General features: G+C 69.8%; 4 protein-coding genes and 1 pseudogene. 3 read left to right on the top strand and 2 right to left on the bottom strand.

Annotation, left to right across the window (positions count from 1 at the left end):
- Position 1: 1 nt before the first annotated feature.
- A pseudogene (locus tag ABJK26_RS05180) lies at positions 2-491 on the bottom strand (3-methyl-2-oxobutanoate hydroxymethyltransferase).
- A 24-nt stretch (positions 492-515) separates the two neighbouring features.
- Here ABJK26_RS05180 and ruvB point away from each other — a divergent pair.
- Positions 516-1,493 (top strand): Holliday junction branch migration DNA helicase RuvB, encoded by a 978-nt coding sequence (gene ruvB / locus ABJK26_RS05175; RefSeq protein WP_347241196.1) that lies wholly within the window; start codon positions 516-518, stop codon positions 1,491-1,493.
- Entirely contained in the window at positions 1,490-2,527 is a 1,038-nt protein-coding gene (locus ABJK26_RS05170; RefSeq protein ID WP_347241195.1) for a DUF4388 domain-containing protein, read from the top strand. The genes ruvB and ABJK26_RS05170 overlap by 4 nt, the downstream gene beginning before the upstream one ends.
- Here the strand turns inward: ABJK26_RS05170 and ABJK26_RS05165 are convergent.
- Positions 2,520-3,872, bottom strand: a complete 1,353-nt coding sequence (locus ABJK26_RS05165; protein ID WP_347241194.1) for a CDC27 family protein — start codon at positions 3,870-3,872, stop codon at positions 2,520-2,522. The two genes, ABJK26_RS05170 and ABJK26_RS05165, sit on opposite strands and share 8 nt — an antisense overlap.
- Before the next feature lie 73 nt (positions 3,873-3,945).
- On the opposite strand from ABJK26_RS05165, the gene ftsH reads away from it, so the two are divergent.
- Positions 3,946-5,793 (top strand): ATP-dependent zinc metalloprotease FtsH, encoded by a 1,848-nt coding sequence (ftsH, locus tag ABJK26_RS05160; RefSeq protein ID WP_347241197.1) that lies wholly within the window; start codon positions 3,946-3,948, stop codon positions 5,791-5,793.
- Positions 5,794-5,808 lie beyond the last annotated feature (15 nt).

The raw sequence follows: 5,808 nt of genomic DNA, 5'->3' as shown, positions 1-5,808 counted from the left end.
CTTAGAAGCTGTGCTCCGGGCCCGGGAAAACCCCCTGCCGCACCTCCTCGGCGTAGCGGGCTAGGGCCTCCTGGAAAAGCCTTCCCCCCTCCAGGTAGCGCTTCGCGAAACGGGGCTTGAACTCCCCGTAGAGCCCCACCACGTCGTGGAAGACCAGGACCTGGGCGTCGGTATAGGGCCCCGCCCTTAAGGAGCCGCTCGGAAGCCGCAAGGGCCCGGTCCGGGGTGGCGTAGGCGAGGTAGGGAAGGTCGGCCACGAGGAAGGTCTCCGGGGCCCCCCTGCGGGCGGCCTTGGTGTGGTGGAGCATCTCCTCCAGGGTCACGGGCACCGTGGAGGGGTAGCCCAGGACCACCATTCCCAAAGAATCCCCCACCAAAATGGCGTCCACCCCGGCGGCCTCGGCCAGACGGGCCGTGGGGTAGTCGTAGGCGGTGAGATAGACGAGCCGCTTTCCCTTGGCCTCCCGGAAGTCCTTGACCGTCTTCCTCACGGGAAAAGGCTATCATGAAAGGGCGTGGACGCGCCCTCGGACCTCGCCTTAAGGCCCAGGAGCCTGGACGAGTACATCGGCCAGGAGCGCCTGAAGAACAAGCTCAGGGTCTACCTCGAGGCCGCCAAGGCCCGGGGTGAGCCCCTGGAGCACCTCCTCCTCTTCGGTCCCCCGGGCCTCGGCAAGACCACTTTGGCCCACGTCATCGCCTACGAGCTTGGGGTGAACCTCCGGGTTACCTCCGGGCCCGCCATTGAGAAGCCGGGGGACCTGGCCGCCATCCTGGCCAACTCCCTGGAGGAGGGGGACATCCTCTTCATTGACGAGATCCACCGCCTAAGCCGCCAGGCGGAGGAGCACCTTTACCCGGCCATGGAGGACTTCGCCATGGACATCGTGGTGGGCCAGGGACCGGCGGCGAGGACCATCCGGCTTGAGCTTCCCCGCTTCACCCTCATCGGGGCCACCACCCGCCCCGGCCTCATCACCGCGCCCTTAAGGAGCCGCTTCGGGATCGTGGAGCACCTGGACTACTACTCCCTGGAAGAGCTGGCCGAGGGCATCAGGCGGGACGCCAGGCTTTTGGGGGTAGGCGTCACCGAGGAGGCCGCCCGGGAGATCGCGAGGAGGAGCCGGGGCACCATGCGGATCGCCAAGCGGCTTTTCCGCCGGGTGCGGGACTTCGCCCAGGTGGCTGGGGAGGAGGTCATCACCCGGGAGCGGGCCCTGGAGGCCCTGGAGGCCTTGGGCCTGGACGAGCTCGGGTTGGAAAAGCGGGACCGGGAGATCCTCGAGGTCCTCATCGGGCGCTTCGGCGGCGGGCCGGTGGGCCTCCAGACCCTGGCCACCGCCCTCTCCGAGGACCCAGGCACCCTGGAGGAGGTCCACGAGCCCTACCTGATCCAGCAGGGCCTCCTCAAGCGCACCCCCAGGGGCCGGGTGGCCACGGAGTTGGCTTACCGCCACCTGGGCCTCCCCCTTCCCTTAGAACCCCTCCTATGATCCGGGCCACCCTGGAGGAGCTGGACCTGGGCGAGCTCCTGAAGGCCCTGGAGGCGGGCCGCAAAAACGCGGTGGTGAGCTTCCAGGGCAGGGTCTACGGCCGGGTACACCTCCTTTCGGGGCGCATCCTCTACGCCCGCACCGAGCCCGGGCCGCACCTCGGGGAGTACCTGGTGCGCCTAGGGCACCTCACCCTGGAGGAGGTGCAGGAACTGGTGGAGCGCCAAGGGCAGGAGAACCCCGGCACCCCCCTTGGGGCTCTCGCCCTGGAGCTCGGCCTCATCGGGGAGGAGGAACTCAGAGAGGCCCTCACCGCCCAGGTCCTCGAGGCCCTGGCCACCCTTTTGGGGGAAAAGGAGGGGGAGGTCCTCGCCGAGCCCCTGGTGGAGGGAAGCCAGGTGGCCCTGCCCCAGACCCTGGACACGGGCTGGGCCCTCATGGAGGCCGCCCGCCGCCTGGACGAGTGGCGGCGGGGCCAGGTGGACCCGGACGAGGTCCTGCACCTGGCCGAGGACCCCACCCGCCACCCCCTCTCCCCGGAGGCCTGGAGCGTGCTGGAGCTTTTGGACGGGGTGCGGCGGGCCCGGAGCGTGGCCCTCATGTCGGGCCTTCCCGAGGAGGAGGTCTACCACCTCCTCCACGAGATGAAAAGCCGGGGCCTCCTCCGCCCCTCCACCCTCCTCGCCGAGGACCCCCTGGTGGCGGTCCTGGCGGAAAGCGGGGTGGTGCGAAGGCTTCTCCTCTACCTCCTGGAGGCCCACCGCTTCCGGGTGCTCCTGGCCAAGGACCTCGAGGGCCTCTTGCGCCTCCTCAAGGAGCGGCCCAAGGGGGTGATCCTGCAAGGGGAGCGGGCCCTGGAGGCGGCGCGAAGGGTGCGGAGCACCCCGGAAGGGCGCCTCGCCTCCCTCTACGTGGTGAGCGAAACCCCGCCAGGCCTCCTCTTCCGCCCCTTACGGGTGCTCCACCTCCCAAAGCCCCTAAGGTCCCAGGAAGTGCTTAGGGCCCTCGCCCCCTTGCGCAAGGGGGCTAGTTAGGCCGCCGGCCTTCCCGGAGGAGGGCCTCCGCCCGCTCCCGGTAGGCCAGGAGGGTCTGGTGCCACTCGTCGGCGGGGTGGACGTGGGGCAGGACCGCCTCGGTGCGGGCCAGGATCTCCTCCGGGGAGCGGTAGCCGAGCTGGGCCAGGGTGTCCACCACCATCTCCTGGGCCCCCACCCACTCCCGGCTCCCCTCCTCGGCCCGCTCCGCCGCCCTCCGGTAGTGGAGGAGGGCGTCCTCCAGGTGCATGAGGTCGTAGGCGATGTGGCCGAGGATCAGCTCCCCCGAGGCCTCGGCCCCCTGGCGCATGGCCTCCTTGGCCGCCTCCTCCGCCTCGGCGTAGCGCCCCTGGCGGTACAGGGCCTCGGCCAGGTCGGCCAGGGCCTGGGCCCGGTAAGGATAGCCCTCCTCCCGCAGAAGCTCGCGGAGGTAGCCTTCGGCCTCGAGGTAGGCCCCGTGGTCCAGGGCCGCCACCCCCATCTCGTGGAGCACGTAGGGGCGCTCCCCCTCCTCGGCCCGGGCCAGGGCCTCCCGGTAGGCGGCCATGGCCTCCTCGTAGCGGCCGAGCTGCAAAAGGGCCTGCCCCGCCACCATGGGGGTGCCGTAGGCTTTGTGGCCGCCCTCCTCCTCAAGCTCCAGGGCGCGCCTCGCCTCCTCCAGGGCCCGGTTGGGGTTCCCCAGGAGGAGGTGGGCCCGGGCCAGGAGGTAGTGGCGGGTGGCCTCGTCTTCGGGGCCCTCTTCTCCCACCGCGGCCTCGGCCTCCTCCAGGGCGAGGAGGGCCCTTTCCCCCTCCCCCGCCTCCAGCCACATGGCGGCGGCGTCCAGGAGGAGCCAGTAGCGCTCCAGGCCCAAGGCGAGCTCCGCCCCCCGCTCGTAGGCCAAGGCGGCCTCCTCGTGGCGGCCCAGGCGCTCCAGGGCCCGCCCCCTCAGCCCTTCCGCCCGCCAGGCGAGGAAGGCGGGGAGGCCCGGCCTCAGGGTGGCCAGGACCTCCTCAAACCTCCCCAGGTAGAAGAGGGCCTGGGCCTGGTGGTAGCGGGCCCGGGGGTCTTCCGTGGGGAGGAAGAGGGGGAGGACCTCCCGCTCGGGCCGCCCCTCCAGGGCGAGAAGCTCCCCCAAAAGGGCGCGGTAGAGGGGGTGGTACTCCAGCCCCCCGAGCTCATAGGCCTCCTCTAAGGCCCGGTAGGCCTTTTCCAGGCCTTCCACCCCATAGAGGCTGTGGACCTCGGCGAGGAGGAGAAGGGCCTCCTTGGCCTCCTCCTTCCGCCCGAAGAGGGCCTTGCGGGTGAGGCGCTCAATGGCGGTGTCGTAATCCCCCTGGTGCAGGGCCTCGAGGACCCCCCTCATCGCCGCTAGAGGATACCACAGGCCTCAGTCCTTTCACCCGTAAGGCGCTACCATAGGGCAAGGGAGGTAGATGTTGCCGCAGCGAATCAACCCCTTCACCCTGGTGCTCTTGCTTCTCCTCGGCTACCTGGCCTACACCGCCTTCACCGGGCCCCCGGCCCCCACCCTCTCCTACACGGGCTTTCGGGAGCTGGTGCGCCAGGGCAAGGTGGCGGAGGTCACCCTGGAGGAAACCCGCATCCTGGGCCTCCTCAAGGAACCCGAGCGCTTCCCCACCCCCCAGGGGGGAAGCCAGGTGGCGAGGCGCTTCCAGGTGCCCCTGCCCCCCGCCCAGGTCCAGGACCCCGAGCTCCTCCGCTTCCTCGAGGCGAACGGGGTCAAGGTGGTCACCAAGCCCCCCTCCTTCTGGCCCCAGCTCCTCCTCTACGTGGGCCCCACCCTGATCCTCGTCCTCTTCTTCTGGTTCTTCTTCATGCGGGCCCAAGGGGGGGCAGGCCAGGTGATGCAGTTCGGCCAGAGCCGGGCCCGGCTCTACGGCAAGGAGAGGCGGGTCAGCACCACCTTCAAGGACGTGGCGGGCCACGAGGAGGCCAAGCGGGAGCTCATGGAGGTGGTGGACTTCCTCAAAAACCCCAAGAAGTACCTGGAGCTGGGGGCCGAGATCCCCAAGGGGGTGCTCCTCGTGGGCCCACCCGGCACCGGCAAGACCCTCCTCGCCCGGGCGGTGGCCGGGGAGGCGGGGGTGCCCTTCTTCTCCGTTTCCGCCAGCGAGTTCATGGAGATGTTCGTGGGGGTGGGAGCGAGCCGGGTGCGGAGCCTCTTTGAGGACGCCCGCAGGAACGCCCCCAGCATCATCTTCATTGACGAGCTGGACTCCATCGGCAGGAAGCGGGGGGCAGGGATCGGGGGCGGCCACGACGAGAGGGAGCAGACCTTGAACCAGATCCTCTCGGAGATGGACGGGTTTGAGAAGGACACCTCCGTCATCGTCCTTGCCGCCACCAACCGCCCCGACATCCTGGACCCGGCCCTCCTCCGCCCCGGGCGCTTTGACCGCCAGGTGGTGGTGGGCCTCCCCTCCTTAGAGGAGCGCAAGGAGATTCTCCTCGTCCACATGAGGAACAAACCCATCGCCGAGGACGTGGACGCCTTGGAGCTCGCCCACCTCACCCCGGGGTTTTCCGGGGCGGACCTCAAAAACCTGGTGAACGAGGCCGCCCTCCTCGCCGCCAGGGACGGGGAAAAAAGGATCCGCAAGGAGCACTTCCTCAAGGCCCTGGACAAGATCGTCCTCGGCCTGGAGCGGCCTGCCCTGAAGCTCTCCGAGGAGGAGCGCCGGGCCGTGGCCTACCACGAGGCGGGGCACGCCGTGGTGGGGGAGGTGCTGCCCCACGCCGACAAGACGGAGAAGGTCTCCATCGTCCCCCGGGGGATGGCCCTGGGGGCCCGCTGGAGCAAGCCCGAGGAAAGGGTCCTGGTCTCGCGGGAGCACCTCATGGACGAGCTTTCCGTGCTCATGGCGGGCCGGGCGGCGGAGGAGCTCTTCACCGGGACCGTCACCACCGGGGCCCAGGACGACTTCAAGCGGGCCACGGGGATCGCCAAGCGCATGGTCCTGGACTGGGGCATGGGGGAGCACTTCAAAAACGTCGCCTGGGGCTCGGACTCGGGGCCCATCTTCCTGGGCGAGGAGATCGCCAAGAAGAAGGACCACTCCGAGGAAACCGCCCGCCTTATTGACGAGGACATCCGCAAGATCCTGGACGAGGCCTACGCCAAAGCCCGCCAGGTCCTCCTGGAGCACGCCGAGGCCATGCACCGCATCGCCGAGGAGCTCCTCCGGGAGGAGACCATCCCCGGGGAAAGGGTGCGGGCCATCCTGAGGGAGACCCTTCCCGTGGAGCGGAGCCAAGAGGGCTAAGTACCCCACCGCGGC

The organism is Thermus sp., assembly GCF_039793865.1.
In the GTDB taxonomy this organism is placed as follows: Bacteria; Deinococcota; Deinococci; order Deinococcales; family Thermaceae; genus Thermus.
This window is presented reverse-complemented; position numbering and strand designations above follow the sequence as displayed.

What these genes read in the sequence shown, in the direction of transcription:
- ABJK26_RS05165 (WP_347241194.1), bottom strand. Translation starts at nt 3,872, where the DNA reads ATGAGGGGGGTCCTCGAGGCCCTGCACCAGGGGGATTACGACACCGCC.
- ABJK26_RS05170 (WP_347241195.1), top strand. Translation starts at nt 1,490, where the DNA reads ATGATCCGGGCCACCCTGGAGGAGCTGGACCTGGGCGAGCTCCTGAAG.